11 protein-coding genes and 2 tRNA genes are annotated in these 17,161 nt (G+C 56.7%); 2 read left to right on the top strand and 11 right to left on the bottom strand.

The genetic code is table 11. The annotated features are described in order from the left end of the window. Window positions 1-284: 284 nt before the first annotated feature. From I9H07_RS16515 to I9H07_RS16500, 4 genes are all read right to left on the bottom strand, one after another. Window positions 285-1,670 carry a hypothetical protein gene (locus I9H07_RS16515; protein WP_236425566.1) on the bottom strand — a complete coding sequence of 462 codons (1,386 nt, stop codon included), beginning with the start codon at window positions 1,668-1,670 and terminating at the stop codon, window positions 285-287. Window positions 1,671-2,228: 558 nt separating this feature from the next. Beyond that, entirely contained in the window at window positions 2,229-2,555 is a 327-nt protein-coding gene (locus tag I9H07_RS16510; protein ID WP_032606649.1) for a helix-turn-helix domain-containing protein, read from the bottom strand. Further along, the gene (locus tag I9H07_RS16505; RefSeq protein WP_024675597.1) at window positions 2,555-2,869 is read right to left on the bottom strand and encodes a hypothetical protein; all 315 of its coding nucleotides are present in this window, start codon (window positions 2,867-2,869) and stop codon (window positions 2,555-2,557) included. The genes I9H07_RS16510 and I9H07_RS16505 overlap by 1 nt, the downstream gene beginning before the upstream one ends. Window positions 2,870-2,947: 78 nt before the next feature. Next, complete coding sequence (locus tag I9H07_RS16500; protein ID WP_024675596.1) at window positions 2,948-4,039, bottom strand: catalase family protein; 1,092 nt, start codon at window positions 4,037-4,039, stop codon at window positions 2,948-2,950. A 325-nt stretch (window positions 4,040-4,364) separates the two neighbouring features. On the opposite strand from I9H07_RS16500, the gene I9H07_RS16495 reads away from it, so the two are divergent. Next, entirely contained in the window at window positions 4,365-6,260 is a 1,896-nt protein-coding gene (locus I9H07_RS16495) for a potassium transporter Kup (RefSeq protein WP_024675595.1), read from the top strand. A 96-nt stretch (window positions 6,261-6,356) separates the two neighbouring features. On the opposite strand, the gene I9H07_RS16490 is transcribed toward I9H07_RS16495, so the two are convergent. From I9H07_RS16490 to I9H07_RS16475, 4 genes are all read right to left on the bottom strand, one after another. After that, window positions 6,357-7,691 (bottom strand): virulence factor family protein, encoded by a 1,335-nt coding sequence (locus I9H07_RS16490; RefSeq protein ID WP_058824096.1) that lies wholly within the window; start codon window positions 7,689-7,691, stop codon window positions 6,357-6,359. Beyond that, window positions 7,691-10,333 (bottom strand): bifunctional lysylphosphatidylglycerol flippase/synthetase MprF, encoded by a 2,643-nt coding sequence (mprF, locus tag I9H07_RS16485; protein ID WP_058391753.1) that lies wholly within the window; start codon window positions 10,331-10,333, stop codon window positions 7,691-7,693. The genes I9H07_RS16490 and mprF overlap by 1 nt, the downstream gene beginning before the upstream one ends. Before the next feature lie 350 nt (window positions 10,334-10,683). Then, window positions 10,684-10,760 (bottom strand) — tRNA-Met (locus I9H07_RS16480). A gap of 468 nt (window positions 10,761-11,228) precedes the next feature. Then, window positions 11,229-11,305: transfer RNA gene (locus tag I9H07_RS16475), tRNA-Met, on the bottom strand. 261 nt (window positions 11,306-11,566) lie between these two features. On the opposite strand from I9H07_RS16475, the gene dinB reads away from it, so the two are divergent. After that, window positions 11,567-12,628, top strand: a complete 1,062-nt coding sequence (gene dinB / locus I9H07_RS16470; RefSeq protein ID WP_236425468.1) for a DNA polymerase IV — start codon at window positions 11,567-11,569, stop codon at window positions 12,626-12,628. Between the two features lie 36 nt (window positions 12,629-12,664). On the opposite strand, the gene I9H07_RS16465 is transcribed toward dinB, so the two are convergent. From I9H07_RS16465 to I9H07_RS16455, 3 genes are all read right to left on the bottom strand, one after another. Further along, window positions 12,665-13,621, bottom strand: a complete 957-nt coding sequence (locus I9H07_RS16465) for a hypothetical protein (RefSeq protein WP_058824095.1) — start codon at window positions 13,619-13,621, stop codon at window positions 12,665-12,667. Between the two features lie 66 nt (window positions 13,622-13,687). Continuing rightward, window positions 13,688-15,403 carry a proline--tRNA ligase gene (locus I9H07_RS16460; protein WP_024672427.1) on the bottom strand — a complete coding sequence of 572 codons (1,716 nt, stop codon included), beginning with the start codon at window positions 15,401-15,403 and terminating at the stop codon, window positions 13,688-13,690. Between the two features lie 171 nt (window positions 15,404-15,574). Further along, window positions 15,575-16,897 (bottom strand): OprD family porin, encoded by a 1,323-nt coding sequence (locus I9H07_RS16455; protein WP_236425469.1) that lies wholly within the window; start codon window positions 16,895-16,897, stop codon window positions 15,575-15,577. Window positions 16,898-17,161 lie beyond the last annotated feature (264 nt).

Raw genomic sequence — 17,161 nt, 5'->3', positions numbered from 1 at the left:
ATACGAGGCAGTTAAAGCGGAAGCTGCTAGGTTCCAAACTCGAGCCTCGACTAAAGCAAGCGGCGACTGGGTCATCTATCGCAATGGGTCTAGAGGTACTGAGTATCTGGCGATACACGAGCACACCGAAAGGGGATCTGCTGAAGAGTTTCAATTGAAATCGCTTTTGGACAACCTATCTGCTCAACGTGGTCTTCTCACGTAAGATGATTAGATAGGAAACCCGGCGCTGCCGCAGTAGCCGGGTTTTTGTCGCATGTAAATTTTTATTTATGTCGTCGTTGCTAGTTTCTATCGGGCTTGCTGTCTGTGACAGCTTTTATTATCAATTCTATAGGTGTAGAAATTGCTGTCTCGGGTACGCCATTAGACTGGGTTGCACGAAACAAAGCTTCTAACACAAGTTTTCTATCGGTGTCTGTACTCAATTTTCCTTCGTTGGATAGCGCCAGATATGTTTTAGTCATTACGAGTCGTTCGGCAGACTCGTGTCTCAAATATGAGTGTGTGTTGAACTGACGAAGGCTCAGTCTTATAAAGATCGACAGCAGCGCTATAAGCAATGCAGCACCAGTCAAGTCAGCAATGTGGGCAGCAAGGGGAGACAAATTTAGATCCGTAGCCACTTTGGGCTCAACAACTGCCGTTTCACTTTGTGTTGGGGAATTAAAGCTATCTGTCTTCTGGATTTTTGCTGGCGTAGAGCCCGTATTAGATACGGTCCGCTCAGTGCTTGCTTGCGATAAACCAGTTATTCCTCCCAGGTGATAATAGAGAACAGGTGCGAGAAAAGTCACGGCGGTAGTGGCTACAACCGCGTACAGCCATTTCGAAGCTGTTTTGCGGTGCCGATCCATTTCCTCCGTCCAGTATTGAACAGAAGCTTTTAAGTCAACTTGCGCGTGATAAGTTTCTTGGGCGTTGATCAGGTCGCTCCGTGCATCCTTTAACGCGGTTTGGGAACTCTTGAAGCTTTCATGTCCTGACTTTGCGGCTCTATCAAGTAAGGCTCTGTACAGTTGTGCCCGGCGTTTGTTTTTACGTATAGCGTCTTTCGTCTCCTTCAGTTGGTCGGAGCGCGAAGTCTTAATATCTGCAATCGCACGTTTCAATTGCGAACTTGCAGTCTCAATAGCTTTGTCATAACCAGTTTTAAAGTCAAGCGTCTCTTTTTCTCTGGCTTGATGACGTTTTTTTGTTGTGAGTTTGCTGACGTTAATGGTTTCGAAAAATAAATGTAATGCCAGGCCGCGTTCATAATAAAGGCTATCAGTCTTGAAGAAATTCTCCAAAGAGCTGTACTGGTTCAAATTGCCTGCGAGCTGTGGGTGGGCCAAGAGTAAGAACATAAAGCTAGTAATCGGGCCATGTTCTTGTCTAATTTCCTGTGCAAGTCTGCCCAATTCACCGTCGGAGGATAGGTAAGTACTCATGTTGAGATGGCGAGCCGTTAGGCCGTCTACATTAAAGGCGCGCTCAGCTGCTTTTAAAGGTTTGGTTATAAATTGATGTGCGTATTCGTCAGTTGAAAAAGGAGCTGGCAGCCCGCTCACCCATGACCAAGCGTCAAATTCACCACCGATAAATTGCCTAAATGCGTTCGCTGTAGGGAATCGGTAACTCTCGTCACACGTCGCAACACTCGTAATCCTCTCAATTCGCTCTTCCATTTTCATTCCATTTTTTAGTAGTTGCTATCTCAGAAACGGATAGTGGCATTCTGAAACTGAAATTGAAAGCTATTGGACGTACTGATGACAGTGTTGCTCCGTTGGTAAAAATGCTGCCATGAGGTGTGTTTTCCAACCCGCCAAAAACGAGATCCTATCGGTTTATATCAGTCATCGCTAGGACAACCCAGAGAAACGAATCCGACCTTGGGGGCGGACGGCGTGGTAACGGTGGACATGGCAAACCTCGGCGTGAAGGGCGCCCATGCGCAAAGCGCAGGCACCGACTGGGCGCTGGGTGCGCCTCTGATCAAAAAGTGCGCAATTCTAGCGGTGAGCGGGCAGGATGACCAGCATTAGGGTGAGAAATGCGATGGGTGTGAGGCGGGATATGCAATAAAAGCGGGAATGCTGCAGATTTTTATGGCCTACCACGCTCCTGGCGCTCTAAGGCTTGCTGTCACTGCTGAACCGCACACGGGTTCACGTCTTCTTTTTAACATTGTCTTCACTAGTGCCAAATGCGGCAGGGCAAATGAGCTTCGACGGGAAATCAAGTCAGTTCAGGCGCTTTGTGTCTGCGATTTCACCCCTGTTAAAACTCAATGCTGCAAGAACGTGCTCTGGATCATTGTGTATCGCTCGAAGCAATGCACGCGCTGGCCCCTCTGGCTCGCGTCGTCCCTGTTCCCAATTACGAAGTGTCCCGACTGCGACATCAATGCGCTTGGCAAAGGTTGCCTGGGAAAGACCTGTCGCTTGTCTGATTTTTTTGACTTGAACGGCATCGATATGGAATTCACGCGAGGGCTGGCGCTCACCGCGATCTATCTCGTCCATCTCGGTCATGCTTTCTACAAGACGATCAAAGAGATTTTTTTCCATTATTTCCACCCGTTGTTGATAGCGCGAAGCTGAGCCTTCTGTTTGTCCGTCAGCGAATCCTGGATTCCTTTGCGATAGATCAAGATCATGCGTATCTGGAATCGCGCAGAGACATGGTAATAAATAACTCGCACGCCCCCGCTTTTCCCCTTGCCATGAGCCGCCCAGCGGATTTTTCGCAGGCCACCTGTATCTTCGATAAGCGCTCCAGATTCTGGATGCTCAGCCAGATAGATTTGTAGAGCCCTGTATGCTTCATCATCCAAATGATCTCTGAGGTCCGAAGTGAATACGGGAGTTTCGATGAAGATCATTCAATCCCTTGTATGAGTCATTGGCGTACATGGATAGTAGGGCCACACTCAACAATGCGCAAGTGAGCGGATACTCTGTCAGCCCCGCGGCTCATGCATAGGGCAGCCGTTATGCTGGCTGCGAAACCCGGCCGAATGTTCATAAGCTGGTTTGCGCACGCGCATGACTCCGCCCAGCGGACGATGCGCTTCCAGGCCGTGCCATGGGCTGAAGGCCATGGCTTCATCGATTTCCTGAACGCTTTGCTCAGACCATGAGGACTGACGAGGAACGTCGATTCTGGCTACCGCGACGTAAGGGCTGAGGTCTTCCGGCCAGACAACCGATGCGTCCTCGATGGGCATCTTTTCCACGTCTGTGGCGAGCTGGATGCGAACCTCCCAGCTGGCATCGTTTTCGAGAAAGAACGCTTTTATGGCTTCACGCAAGCCGTCCGGATTATCTTTCAAATCCACGGCCTGGTCAGTCAGCGCCACCAGCTCGGCAGAGACCGGTACGACGCTCAGCTTGGCGTAGTAAGGCCCGTATAGAAATGGCACAACCGTATTGAAGGTCTCGCCAAGCACATGGGTAATCGGGTGTCCGCCCAGGCTTTTCAGCGTGCCGCTTTCACCGCCTACGGACTCAATCACGGACTCGATGCCGCGCAATACGGCAGACAATGCCTTCTTCATGCCAGGCGCTTTGTCAGTTGTCCTGGCCAGCAACTTCAACGTCTTCAAAAAAGCCTGGGGGTCTTTGGCAGTAAACGCCTCGGCGTTTTGCATGACGAAGTCCTGAGTGGTTGCCTCTGCGCTACCAGGCAGTCGCGCACCCTCGACGCCGACCAGCTTGATGGCAAGACCACGCGGTGTTGAGACTTTGTCGTCGAGGATATCGCCAGGGTTGGTTGAAAATCGCATGATGACCGGCAGGCTGCCGGGTTTCGCGAATGCACCTTGGGCCAGTGGCTCGGGCAGGTCGTCATACACTTGAATGTGGCCACGCAGCAGCCCGTGAGCTTTGGCGTGCACGCTACGAATGGCGTGTCCGGTGTCCTGAAAAGTGGTTTCCAGAATGGAATGCATTGCTTCGACCAGTTCTTTGCTGGTCTGTGCTTCATCATCCGGGATGACTTCAAACGAAGGCTGGAAGCGTAACGGCTGGACAGTCAGATCTCGCTGGGTCATAGGTGCTTCTCGGTCAGGATAGTCAGGGCGGCCGGACGTCGATGCGGTGCTTGATGACCCCAATAGCGACAGGCTTATCTAAGTGACCGGCCGCTATTGGCACCGTTCATTGAAAGTCGCTCAGCAAGAAGCCGGGGCTGCATGGAATGTGCGTAAAGGCCTCGTCATGCGCCTGACTTGCGTTTCACCAAGAATTACAGCCAATGCTGCGTTATGCTTCGCGCCTTCGAGGTCAGGCGTGTCAATGTCTGGCTGAATCTGAATTGTTACGCGTTGTGATGTTCACAGTCTGTTGAACCTCATGTCTGTTTTCCGGGAGTAGTGGATGAGTCAAGCAAACAGTCATGCCGAGGCCGGAGGCACTGCGAAGCCCATAGGGCTGCTGATCGCAGCAGTGGGGGTGGTTTACGGGGACATCGGCACCAGCCCGCTGTACACCCTAAAAGAGGTGTTTCAGGGTGGCTACGGTGTGGAGGTCACCCACGACGCGATACTTGGCGTGTTGTCGCTGATCTTCTGGTCGCTGATCTGGGTCGTGTCCTTCAAGTACATGGCGTTCGTACTGCGTGCGGATAACCAGGGCGAGGGCGGCATCATGGCGTTGATGGCGCTGGCGCGTCGTGCATCGGCCAAGCATCCCCGGCTGCAAATGATGATGGTGGTGTTCGGCCTGTTCGGTGCTGCGCTGTTCTACGGCGACAGCATGATCACCCCGGCGGTCTCGGTACTCTCGGCGATGGAAGGGCTGGAGCTGGCCTTCGACGGACTTGATCACTGGATCGTGCCCATGGCGTTGATTGTGCTGGTGGGGCTGTTTCTGATCCAGCGTCATGGCACCGCGCGTATCGGGGTGTTATTCGGGCCGGTCATGGTGATCTGGTTTTTGGTGCTGGGTGCGCTGGGTGTTTACGGCATCATGCAGTCACCTGAAGTACTGAAGGCCGTCAACCCGGCTTGGGGCGTTCATTTCTTCATCATTCACCCCGGGATCGGCGTCGCCATTCTGGGCGCTGTCGTGCTGGCGTTGACCGGTGCCGAAGCGCTGTACGCCGACATGGGGCATTTTGGCCGCAAACCGATCTCCCGCGCCTGGTTCATCCTCGTATTACCCGCGCTGCTGCTTAACTATTTCGGGCAAGGCGCGTTGGTGCTGGGTAACCCTGAAGCGGTACGTAACCCGTTCTACCTGCTGGCGCCTGGCTGGGCGCTGTTGCCGCTGATCGGGCTGTCGACCATGGCGACCATCATCGCCTCCCAGGCAGTGATTTCCGGCGCGTTCTCGATGACGTTGCAAGCCATTCAACTGGGTTACATCCCGCGGATGCACATTCAGCACACGTCCAGCGACGCGCAAGGCCAGATTTATATCGGCGCTGTGAACTGGGCGCTGATGGCGGGTGTGATCATGCTGGTCATCGGCTTCGAGTCGTCCGGGGCGCTGGCTTCTGCGTATGGCGTTGCGGTCACCGGGACCATGCTCTGCACCACGATTTTGGTGTCGACGGTCATGCTGATGCTCTGGAAGTGGCCGCCTTTGCTGGCCGTGCCGCTGTTGATCTGCCTGTTGCTGGTGGACGGTCTGTTCTTCGCAGCCAACGTGCCGAAAATCTTCCAGGGCGGCGCTTTCCCGGTGCTTGCCGGTGCGGTGCTGTTCATTCTCATGACCACCTGGAAGCGTGGCAAACAACTGCTGGCCGAGCGTATCGATGAGGGCGGGCTGCCATTGCCGATCTTCATCGGCAGCATCCGCGTGCAGCCGCCACATCGCGTGCAAGGTACGGCGGTGTTCCTGACCGCACGTTCGGACGCCGTCCCTCATGCGCTGCTGCATAACATGCTGCATAACCAAGTGCTGCATGAGCAGGTGGTGCTGCTGACAGTGGTGTATGAAGACACGCCGCGTGTGCCTGCCGCACAGCGTTTCGAGGTGGAGTCCTACGGGGAAGGCTTCTATCGGGTCATTCTGCACTTCGGTTTCATTGACGAGCCGGATGTGCCTGCTGCACTGACGTTGTGTCACCTGGCCGAGCTGGATTTCAGTCCGATGCGCACCACCTACTTCCTCAGTCGAGAAACCGTGATCCCGTCCAAGATGGATGGCATGGCCCGTTGGCGCGAGGCGTTGTTCGCCTTCATGCTCAAGAATGCCAACGGCAACCTGCGCTTCTTCAAACTGCCGTTCAACCGTGTGATCGAGTTGGGTACGCAGGTCGAGATGTAAACGTGCAGGCATAAGCCCTGACGTGCAGACAAAAAAATCCCGGCAACCTCACGGTGCCGGGATTTTTTGTGCCTTCAGCTTTCCGTAAGCAAACGCTTACTGGGCAGCGGCCTTGCCCTGACGCTTGTTGATGGCGTCGATCAGGCGTTTGGCCAGTGCCGGGTAGTCTTCATCGAAGTGATGACCGCCGGGCAACTGAACGGCCTCGCCGACTGCGGTGGTGTCGGTGCAGCCGCTGTCCTTCTTCTCTTCGACGCCATAGACGCAGAACACCTTGGCAGCGGGTAGTTTTGCCATTTCCTGCCCGGTGGTCGCTTCCTTGCCTGCGTTGCCGAGCCAGCCGTCGACGTGAATCTCGAAGCTGCCGGTGCGGGCGAAGGCCAGCAGAATGATCGCGTCGACCCGATTCTGGTCGTCCGCGGCCAGACGGTTGTAGATCGCCGGCATGACGTCCGCGCCGAATGAGTAACCTGCCAGGATGAAACGCTTGGTGCCCCATTTCTGCCGGTAGTGGTTCATCAGGTCGGTCAGATCCACGGCGGTCTGCTCCGGGGTCTTGTGCTCCCAGTAGTAGCGCAGCACGTCGATGCCAACCACCGGATAGCCCATCTTGGCCATGTCACCCGCCACTACCTTGTCCAGGTCGCGCCAGCCGCCGTCGCCGGACATGAACAACGTCACGGTATCGGACGGCTGGCTGGCCGGGACTTCCACGACTGGAATGCCCAGGCCACCGCTGTCGTTCTCGCCGAGCAGCAGATGGCGCAGCTCAGTGTTGAGAACCTGCGGCAGGGGAATGTCGTAGTCACTGATGCTGGTGTCGGCATTGGTCTGATCGCGCACGAAGGCCGCACTCGGATCATCCGGAGCATCGTTCCATGCTGCCAGCCAGTGCCCGTGCGGCGCTTTCTGCGGCAATGGTACGTCGCAGATCTGTGGCGGTTTCTCGTCCTCTTCCAGAACCGGCGGCGGATTGGAGACGTGCTCAAGCGCAAAGCCCACCGAAATGGCCTGGGCCTTGTCATCGGTCTGTTCGGCCAGCCAGCGCCACGCCAGTGTTGCACCAGGGCCTATGCCGCCGACAACCTGTGCCGGGCCGTCCAGTTTCTCCAGCGCCGCCTGAAAGGTCTTCTGTTGCAGGACGCAGTCATCCTTGGGCAACACCACCTGAATGATGCGTGCCGACGCGTCTTTGCTGACGGCCAGCAATTGCTTGTCGGTGAGCATCTCTTCAGCGGTCACGGCCAGCGCAATGCGGGTTTTGACGCGGGTAGCCGGTGTCACGCTGGTCAGCGGCGCGCCGCCTTCCAGGTTCAGGTGTTCCAGCGATGCAGGTGGAGCGGGGCGGTTCCAGATCCATATTCCCAAAGCTACGGCTAAAAGAACAATTACCAGTACTGCAAGCAAAAGGCGCCAGGAGCGTCGAATCATCAGCGTTTCACCAATCCAGTCAGGCCGCCCGCAATCAGGGCGGCGGTGTCAGCCAGTGCGACAAGCGGATCGAGTCCGGCAGGCACGGCCATATAGCGAGGTTCCCAGTCGGGCTGAAACTTGTCCTTGAAGCGGCGCAGTCCCTGGAAGTTGTAAAGCTGTTCGCCACGACGGAAGATCATCGAACCCAGGCGCTGGGTGATCGGCGCGCCCCGTCGAGGTTGCAGGCCGGACAACGGCACCATGCCCAGGCTGAAGCGTGCATAGCCTTGGGCTTTGTAATGCAGGATCAGGCCAACCATCATGAACTCCATGGTCAGCTTCGGTGCATCCGGGTGAGAGCGCATCAGGTCAAGGCTGGCCAGTTCCGGGCTGGTGGTTTCCAGCAGGTTGGAAAAGGCGACGGGCTTGCCTTGAAAGTGGACGATGGCAATGCGGAAATATTTCAGATACCCGGGGCTGAAGCGGCCGAGGGAGAAGCCTTTCTCGCGCACGTTCTTGCCGGTCAGCCAGGCATCGGAAATCACTTTCAATTCATCGAGCGGCGCTTGGCCCGGTTCGTAGATTTCCAGCGAGAGACCATCGCGTCCACCCCGATTCCAGGTGTAACGCAAGTCTTTCATTTCCTTGCCCTTGGCTTCGATGTCAAAACGTCGCAGGTCAACGCGCGCTTCTTCGCCGAGCTTGATGGCGGTCAGGCCGATGTCCATGTAAAACGGCAGGTTCTCTGCGCGCACCTGGTAGAACACCGGGCGGGCATGGTGCACGTCGCACAGGTCGCGGAATTGCCAGATCAGTTCGGCGCGCTGCTGAGTCGGTCCAATCGGGTCGTACAGCGCCACCAAGCTGCGTCCGCGATGCGAATACATCAGAAACGCGTTGCCCGCCGGGTGAAACAGAATCGCCTTGTCACCGGTGAGCACCAGTCCGCCATCGGGTTGGCTGGAGGCCTTGAGAATTTCAGCTGCCTTGTCCAGATCCTCGGGGTCGGGCAGCTTGATCACCGGTCTCGCGGTGCGCAGCAGCCAGGTCAAGGACACCACGACCAGCAGCACTGCGCTGCCCAGAGCTGAGCGCAGGCCACGCGGAGCGTCGGCATCGAGTGTGAACTGCCACCAGAGCTGGTGGCTGTAGGGCACGTCCTGATAAGCGAACAGCAGCAGCCAGATCGAGGCACCGACCACACAGATACTGGCGATCAGATAGAGCGGCGAGAACGGCAACTCCAGCAGGCGGCTCGGGCGATAAAACGAGCGACGGAAGATTGCCAGCAGGCCAGCGGTCAACAGCAGCAGGCTGGCTTCCTCCCAGTCGAAACCCTTCAGCATCGACAGCAGTGCGCCCACCAACAACAGAATCACCGTCAGCATCCACGCCGCTGAAAGCCGTCGGCGCAAGCCTTGGGCGAGCAGCAGACACAGCACGCCGACCAGACTGGCACCAAAGTGCGAGGCATCGATCAGTCGGTGCGGGATCATGAAGCCGACGTTTTCCAGTCGGGTATCGATTTCAGGGGTGGCACCAGAGAAGAGCAGCACCACCCCCGACAAGAAAACCAGGAGTGCCAGAATGGGCGCCGCCAACCCCGAGGCGACGCGCATGGCCTGTTTGGTGGGTAGCAGGCGCTGGGCTTCGGTGAACAACAGGGTCAGACAGGCCAGCAACAGCGGCAGTACCACGTAGATCAGGCGGTACAGCAGCAGCGCAGCTGCCAGCGGCGCAGCGCCCAGTTCGTTGGCAAACGCCGCCAGCAGGATCGCCTCGAACACGCCGACGCCACCCGGCACATGGCTGAGTACGCCCGCAGCGAGAGCCAACAGGTAAATCAGGATGAATGCGCCGAGCGGCGGCGCATGCGGCAGCAAGAGATAAAGCACCATCGCTGCAGCGGCAACGTCCAGTGCGGTAATCACCAGCTGGATCAGGGTCAGCTTCAAGTCCGGCAGACGCAGAGTGCGGCGACCGAGGCGGACCAGGATGTTGTGCGGGATGTCCTGTTCCGGCAAGCGACGGCGGTAAATAAAGACCGCCAGCAGGAGGCTGCCAGCCAGTACCGCTGTGGCAACTACAGCCAGAATTTCCACCGGAAGCTTGAGCGCCAGCGACGCGCCAGACAGGTTGCTCAGCGTCGCCAGTGCAGCCAGTGGTGGCAATGCGCAGCCCAGCGACAGGCTGGCAAACACAGTCATCCGGGCAATTTCGATCGCGCCCACGCCATAGCGTGAATACAGGCGGTAACGCACCGATCCGCCAGACAGCATCGAAAGGCCCACCGCATTGCCGATGGCAAATGAAGTGAAACCGCCGAGCAGCAGCGTTTTTACGGGAAGGTCGACATTGGCATACCGACTGGCGGACAGTTCATAGCCCATCAGGATGACGTAGCCAACCACCGCAGCCAGCAATGCACCGCCCAGAGCGGGCAGGGGGACCGCGAACAGCGAATCGTGCAGCGCATACCAGTCCATTTCGACCAGCATATGGCGGCAAGCAATCAAGGCCAGGCCGAACAACAGCAGCATCACCGCCAGCCCGATAGGCTGTCGGTATTTGCTTAGCAGCTCCCGCCAGTGCAGGCGCGGTGGGGTGCTGGGTGGTTCGGCATCAACTGCTTTATGGGAATCTGACGTGTTGTCGCGCATCAATCACTCCTTGGATCGTGCGCGACAGGATGGAGGTATACAGCCAAGTTACCAATCCCTACGCAAAAAATATTTCAGGATGTTAGCGCGTCAACGTCTAACGAGCGAATAACGATTCAAACCGGGTAAAGCTGTTCAGCTGTGGTTCAGTAGTGATTCAGCTTAGTAACAGCCTATCGGCAGCGCCTGCAAAAACTGTCGTCGCCGATCACATTACGTTACAGCGGTGATGATAGGGTTTCAAAGGGCAGAGGAAAAAGCCTTTTTTGTCAGACAGTTAGCCAGTGCCTGAAGGCTTTTTCGATCGGAAACAAAAAAGGCCACTCTTTCGAGTAGCCTTTCTTGATGTTTGGTTGCGGGAGCCGGATTTGAACCGACGACCTTCGGGTTATGAGCCCGACGAGCTACCAGACTGCTCCATCCCGCGTCTGTGTGGCGGCATTCTACAGCCGAACGCCGAAGTGTCAACCCTTAATACAAAAAACAGATAAATGAGGCGTTGAGCGAGCGCCGTGTGACGTGATCAGGATCGACGGATAGCGTCCGGAACTGCGTGCCCGGGTAGAGCGCCCATCGTTATACACCAGTCCCGATGAGTCAAAAAAACGGGGCTCAGACCGCGATAGCTATCGCCCCGCCCCCAGCAACGAGAAGTGTTCTCCCTGGTACCGCTCGTTCCTCACGCTCCGCGTGGGAATGCAGTTCGTGACGCTCCGCGTCACACATTGGAGCGTTATCGCCTACTTCATACGCAAGAGATGCAGGCACTATCATAGCCTGAGCTCCGTTTCACACGTTTGCGCAACGCCGCGCAATCAGCTTCAGAGCATAGTAAGCAGCACTTTTCAGTCGCGCACAAAAAAGGCCACTCTTTCGAGTAGCCTTTTTTGATGTTTGGTTGCGGGAGCCGGATTTGAACCGACGACCTTCGGGTTATGAGCCCGACGAGCTACCAGACTGCTCCATCCCGCGTCTGTGTGGCGGCATTCTACAGAGAGATGGCGAGGTGTCAACGGTTAGTTTTAGAAAAGTGCTTTTTCTTCAATCGGTTAGCAAGGCAGTGCAACGGGCTGATAGCGCTTTGACGCCCGTGTGGCGGGTTTATCTGGCCGTGAGAATGGCGTTTACGGGTCAGCAGCGTTATTTTTCGGCAGTCTGTCGCATCATATAAGTGTTACTTGACGATACGGGTGAGATACTGCGCGGCCATGGATTTCCGAAACGCATCAGGTCATGACGCAGCGCAAGATCATCCACATCGACTGTGACTGCTTCTATGCAGCCATTGAAATGCGCGACGAGCCCGAGCTCGCAGGCAAGCCTCTCGCAGTGGGCGGCTCGGCTGATCGACGCGGGGTGATTGCTACCTGCAATTATGAGGCGCGCGCCTACGGCGTACGCTCAGCCATGTCTTCCCGGCACGCGCTCAAGCTGTGCCCAGACCTGACGATCGTCAAGCCGCGCATGGATGCCTATAAAGAAGCATCACGCGAAATTCACACCATCTTTCGCGACTACACCGACCTGATCGAGCCATTGTCGCTGGATGAGGCATTCCTGGATGTGTCGGATGCTGGCCACTTTTCCGGCAGTGCCACGCGTATCGCGCAGGACATTCGCCGTCGTGTTTCGAATCAATTGCATATCACGGTCTCGGCAGGCGTGGCGCCCAACAAGTTTCTGGCCAAGATCGCCAGTGACTGGAAGAAACCCAACGGGTTGTTCGTGATTACCCCGGATCAGGTTGAAGATTTTGTCGCCTCGCTACCCGTGACCAAGTTGCATGGCGTAGGAAAGGTCACCGCAGACAAACTGGGTCGACTGGGGATCGTCGACTGCGCAGATCTGCGAGGCCGCAGCAAGCTCGCACTGGTGCGCGAGTTCGGCAGTTTTGGTGAGCGTCTCTGGAGCCTGGCGCACGGTATAGATGATCGTCCGGTGCATAACGACAGTCGCCGTCAGTCTGTCAGTGTCGAAAATACCTACGATACCGACTTGCCCGATCTGACGGCCTGCCTCGAAAAACTGCCTGCCTTGCTGGAAACCCTGACAGCGCGCATGGACCGAATGGAAGGGCAGTACCGGCCCGGCAAACCGTTCGTGAAAGTGAAATTCCATGATTTCACTCAGACAACGCTTGAGCAATCCGGGGCTGGCAGGGATCTGGGCAGCTATGAGCAACTGCTGGCACAAGCCTTTGCCCGTGGCGGCAAGCCGGTTCGACTGCTGGGTGTCGGGGTGCGCCTGCACGATCTGCGTGCAGCGCACGAACAGCTGGAATTGTTCTCGCGTTAACGGCTGGCTGTGCCGGGGCTCACACGGCCAGGCACATCATTCGTTTTGAGTCGGGACAGCCACCAGTCGGCCTGCGTCTCTGGCCAGCGACTTGAGAAACTCGCCTTGCAGCTGCGGATCGTTGCGTGTCAGCTCAATCAGGCTTTGCTCAAGCTCGCTGGCCTCCTCTTCAAGACCCAGATCGGAGAGTCGCTTGACCCTGTGTACCCACTGGCTGACCTCATCGTCTTCGAGATCGTCATAAATCAGTGCGTGAGCTTCCAGTAACTTGCCGCGTAGCGAGTGGCTGATCGGCAAGCTGGCGCTGGCGTGCGCGCTGTCCTGATCATCCTCGACGCTGATGTACAAGCGAGTGATATGGCTCAGATCCTGTTCGGCAAACGGGCTGTCCAGCAGATTCAGTCGCAACACGCCGTTGCGATCAGTGCTCAGCTCATGCGTTGCGGCCCCTGCCTTGACCACGACCGGACGCTCGTTCCACGGCAGGTCAGAGTTCTCAATGCGTTTGTCTTTTTGTACTTCGTCGATGCTCGCCAGATTCTGCTCGGCTCGCCCGTGCGAAGGAGCATTCATGAATGGGTTGAGACCTGCCACGCCGTAATGAATCCAGTCCTTGGTCATGCTTTCCGGCAAATTACCCAGTGCGAACACATTGGCTACGTTCGCGCCAACTCCGGCGACGACTGCAACCGCGCCGAGCGGGATCTCGTAGATTTCTCGCCAAGGCTGATACGGGGTGTAACGGTCATAATGTCGGGTGACCTCGAAGTCAGTGACCTCGAAGGATTTGTGTTCGTGGATGCGGATGCGACGTTGCGGCAACTCCAGGGTCTTGGGTTCGCCGATGTCGACTTGCAGCGTATGTTCGAGCAATTTGCGCTCGACGCGCTCTTCGTGTTCGTTGCGTTGCGACAACTGATTGGCACAGCCACCGACGAGAAAAGTGCCGCACAGGACGACACTGCCGAGGCTTAGGGTGCTTCGTTTGAACATGAGATCTCTGATGCGGAATGGGCGAGTGATGAGCGACGCACCCGCAATGGGGTGCGCCTTCTAGGCTCAGCGGTTCACGCGGCCCTGGATGAACGACAGCACATCCGCCACCGCAATGGCTTGCGGTTGCGACTCGGTACGGCTCTTGTATTCCAGATTGCCTTCGGCCAGACCGCGGTCGCTGACCACGATACGATGCGGAATACCGATCAGTTCCATATCGGCAAACTTGATGCCGGGGCTGGTTTTCTTGTCGCGATCGTCCAGCAGCACTTCGAAACCGGCAGCGGTCAGCTCGGCGTACAGCCGATCGGTCGCTTCGCGGACGGCGTCTGTTTCGTAGCGCAGTGGAATCAGTGCGATCTGGAACGGTGCGAGCGTGTCGTTCCAGATGATTCCGTTCTCGTCACTGTTCTGCTCGATGGCGGCGGCAACTACGCGAGAAACACCAATGCCGTAACAGCCCATCGCCAGATTGACCGGTTTGCCGTTTTCACCCAATACCTGGCATTTCATCGCTTCGCTGTACTTGGTGCCCAGCTGGAAGATATGGCCGACTTCAATGCCGCGCTTGATTTCCAGCGTACCCTTGCCATCCGGGCTTGGATCACCGGCAACCACGTTGCGCAGGTCGGCAACGGTCGGCACCGGCAGATCACGCTCCCAGTTGACCCCGAAATAATGCTTGTCATCGATATTGGCGCCGACGCTGAAGTCACTCATCAGCTCGACGGAGCGGTCGATGATGCAGGGCAGTGGCAGATTCAGCGGGCCCAGCGAGCCTGCGCCAGCACCGATTGCATCACGCAGTTCGGCTTCGGACGCCATGACCAGCGGGCTGGCGACCAGCGCTTGCTGGCTTGCCTTGATTTCGTTGAGCTCGTGATCGCCACGGATAATCAGCGCGATCAGCTTGCCTTCTTCGGCAGCGTGAACCACCAGCGTCTTCACGGTTTTTTCGATGGGCAGCCCAAAGCCTTCGACCAGCTGTGCGATGGTCTTGGCATTCGGCGTGTCGACCAGGCGCAGCTCTTCGGTAGCAGCTGGGCGAGACGTCTCGCGAGGAACCGCCTCGGCTTTTTCAATATTGGCCGCGTAATCAGAACCGTTGCTGAACACGATATCGTCTTCGCCGGATTCGGCCAGTACGTGAAACTCGTGTGAGCCCGCGCCGCCGATCGAACCGTTATCAGCTTCGACCGGGCGGAATTTCAGGCCCAGGCGGCTGAAGATGTTGCTGTACGCGAGGTGCATGCGGTCATAAGTGACCTGCAGCGATGCGTTGTCAGCATGGAACGAGTAGGCGTCTTTCATGACGAACTCGCGGCCACGCATCAGACCGAAGCGCGGGCGGATCTCGTCACGGAATTTGGTCTGGATCTGGTACATGTTGATCGGCAGCTGTTTGTAGCTGTTCAGCTCGTTGCGCGCCAGATCGGTAATGACTTCTTCGTGGGTCGGGCCCAGGCAGAATTCACGGTTGTGGCGGTCGACCAGACGCATCAGTTCCGGGCCGTACTGTTCCCAGCGTCCCGATTCCTGCCACAACTCTGCGGGCTGAATGCCGGGCATCAGAATTTCGAGTGCGCCAGCGGCGTCCATTTCTTCACGAACGATGGCTTCGACCTTGCGCAGTACACGCAGGCCCATAGGCAGCCAGGTATAAAGGCCGGATGCCAGCTTGCGGATCATGCCGGCACGCAGCATCAGCTGATGGCTGACCACGACCGCGTCGGAAGGAGTTTCTTTCTGTGTGGCGAGCAAAAATTGACTGGTGCGCATGGTTGGCCGTTGTCGGTTGCTGAGACTGGATATGACTTGGCATTGTACGGCGCTGTTCCTGTGACGTACAGGGCAGGGCGGGCTTGCAGAGGCTGGAAACGGGCTTCGCAGGCTGAATGAAAAAGCCCGGCGTGTGCCGGGCTTCTTCTATTTACGAGTGCTGAATGGCGATTACAGGATCGAAATCGGGTAATCGACGATCAGGCGGAACTCGTTGACGTCGCCTTCGCCCTGATCGGCGTTGGCGCGGTGCCATGCTTGACGTACACGGAAGGACAAGTCCTTGGCCGCGCCGGTTTGCACTACGTATTTGGCTTCGAGGTTGGTCTCGTGGTGTTCACCATCAGCACCGTACAGGCCAGCGTAAGGACTGTTGACCGGCGTGTTGGTGCCGTCGATGTCAGTACCCTTGATGTAGCGGGTCATGAAGCTCAGGCCAGGAACGCCATAAGGCGTCATGTTCAGGTCATAACGAACCTGCCAGGATTTCTCACCCGGACCGTTGAAGTCGGAGTACTGGATCGAGTTGTTCAGGAAGATCGAGTCGCCACCGCGGTTGTTGTCACCAATACCGATGTAGTCAAACGGGGTGTCGCCGTTGATCTTCTGGAACGCCAGGGTCACGGTATGTGCAGCGAGGAAAGAGTAGGCTGCGGAACCCGAGAACGCGGTGTTGCTGATCGAACCGGCTTTGGCGCTGCCTTCATCAACCGTGCGATAGATGTTCGCATCGAATGCCAGAGACTGATCATTGCCCAGCGGCAGTGCGTAGTTCACGTTGCCGTAGTACTGGTTCCAGATGTCTTCGAGCTTGGCGGCATAGAATGCAACGCCCAGGCTGTCGTTGATGGCATATTTGCCGCCAGCGAAGTCAGCGGTTTTGGCTTCTACGCCAGCATAAGTAGCAAAGATTCCGCCACTATGGCTCGTGTCATCCTGGCTGGTACCCGAGTAGAAATGACCGGCTTCGACATCAAGGCCGGTAATTTCACTGCTCTGCAGGCTCAGACCACTTGCAGTCTGAGGCAGCAGACGCGAACCGCCAACGGCGAAGACCGGGCTGGTAGGCTGCATGTCACCGACTTTCAGCTCGGTTTTCGAAACCCGGAACTTGACTGCGCCGCCGAGTTTGCCTTGAGTGTTTTCGTTGTCACCGTTCGAGTTGGTGACCAGGTTGCCGGAGCCCGAATACTCGTCAGGACCCCAGAGCTTTACACCTGCGTAACCGAATGCTTCTACGCCCACACCTACGGTGCCTTGCGTGTAGCCGGTGCTGAAATTGGCCCAGATACCTTGGGTCCAGTCGCGATCGTCGTCAGCGCCAGCCTTTTTATCGCGGTTGTAATAATAGTTGCGCAACTTCAGGTCAAAGGTGCTGCCTTCAACAAAGCCTTTGGCATCAGCCTGATCGCTTACGAAAGGTGCCGCTGTTGCCAGTTGGGCGCTGGCTGCAGTAACGGCCAGTGCGATTGCGCTCCACTTCATCACTCTCATCGTGATTGCTCCTTTGGTTTTTAGAAGATTTTGTGCCGTCCCACCTGTTTTTTTATCTGGGCGGCTCTTTCTATTTTTGGTCGGCGAAATCTACATCACGCTGACTTGGGTTGCGATAGATACAGCTCTATCCTTTCAGAATCTTTACGGTGTTGCGCATGGCGAACCTTCCATGATGCATCAGTAACGTTGCACTCAGGCTTTCCGGTTTCTTGTGGCCTTCTGCGCCTGACCGTATTGATCCGTGCGCAGCCTGCCAGAAAC

Source organism: Pseudomonas syringae (assembly GCF_023278085.1).
Lineage (GTDB): Bacteria > Pseudomonadota > Gammaproteobacteria > Pseudomonadales > Pseudomonadaceae > Aquipseudomonas > Aquipseudomonas syringae_Q.
Note: the sequence above shows the minus strand (reverse complement) of the source record. Positions and strands in the feature narration are given on the sequence as shown.